Origin of the sequence: Paraburkholderia sp. J10-1, assembly GCF_905220165.1 — a bacterium.
Classification (GTDB): domain Bacteria; phylum Pseudomonadota; class Gammaproteobacteria; order Burkholderiales; family Burkholderiaceae; genus Paraburkholderia.
Map to the genome: position 1 here is coordinate 1 of NZ_CAJMYW010000088.1, position 295 is coordinate 295.

Below are 295 nucleotides of genomic sequence, written 5' to 3' on the forward strand. Positions count from 1 at the left end.
TGAGCGCAAGCGCTGGGAGCGCGATGAGCTTGAACGTCAGCGCGACGAGGACCGGGGCGACTTCTACCGCTATTTCAGGCCGAAGGATGACCTGCGCACGATAACCGGTCAGCGCGGCCTGCAGACAATTCAGGAGTATCTATCCGATATTCTGGACTTCGCCCACTGGAACCTGCCACAGACCAACGACGATGTCCGGCGCGTTTTGTGCGATGTGGTGCGCAGTGGTCGCCTTGTGCCGTATATGGACAGGGAGTGGACGCAGCGGCCGCGCGTGTTCCGGCTCACGCCAGCA

The 295-nt window shown here is 61.7% G+C and carries 1 pseudogene; it reads left to right on the forward strand.

The annotated features are described in order from the left end of the window. Nucleotides 1-295 (forward strand): annotated as a pseudogene (locus tag U5A65_RS40840) (hypothetical protein); the annotation flags it as partial.